Here is a 675-nt window from a genome sequence, read left to right on the forward strand (position 1 = left end):
CTTCTCACAGCTTATCGCAGGTTAGTACGTCCTTCATCGCCTCTGACTGCCAAGGCATCCACCATGTACGCTTAGTCACTTAACCATACAACCCCAAGAAGTGTCGTCGAAACGACGCGACTTGTTGCTGTACAACAAGGACCAAAATAAATTTTGGTTTTCGCCAAGAAGTTTCCAAAGCACTTGTAACAAATGTTTGAGAACTACTTTTTAAATCAGCTTTCCAGATTGTTAAAGAGCATGTTTGCAACGGTCATCGACCGAAGAAAACAGAGTTAAGAATGTCGTTCTTAACTCTGCATTCTTGTTAGCAAGAAGAGAAGTGGCGTCCCCTAGGGGATTCGAACCCCTGTTACCGCCGTGAAAGGGCGGTGTCCTAGGCCTCTAGACGAAGGGGACCCGGATTTGTCTTTGCGCTTGCGCGCAGGTCATTGGGTAACGGCTCGCGCCATTATTCACATCCCAACACCCAACAAAAGGGCTTCTCTCGTTTGGCTTTCACCAAACAAGCACTGACGCTTGCGCATCAGGTCTTTGCTCTAACTACTTTGAATCAAGGCAATCTGTGTGAACACTCAACAACATACGTCATCTTAAGGTAAGGAGGTGATCCAACCCCAGGTTCCCCTAGGGTTACCTTGTTACGACTTCACCCCAGTCATGAATCACACCGTG

General features: G+C 47.4%; 1 tRNA gene and 2 rRNA genes. All 3 read right to left on the reverse strand.

Annotated elements, in window-relative coordinates:
• Nucleotides 1-85, reverse strand: a 23S ribosomal RNA gene (locus AACQ95_RS14355); the annotation flags it as partial.
• Nucleotides 86-323: 238 nt separating this feature from the next.
• Nucleotides 324-399 (reverse strand) — tRNA-Glu (locus AACQ95_RS14360).
• Nucleotides 400-599: 200 nt separating this feature from the next.
• A 16S ribosomal RNA gene (locus AACQ95_RS14365) occupies nt 600-675 on the reverse strand; the annotation flags it as partial.

Origin of the sequence: Aeromonas sp. MR19 (assembly GCF_963899305.1) — a bacterium.
Lineage (GTDB): Bacteria > Pseudomonadota > Gammaproteobacteria > Enterobacterales > Aeromonadaceae > Aeromonas > Aeromonas bestiarum.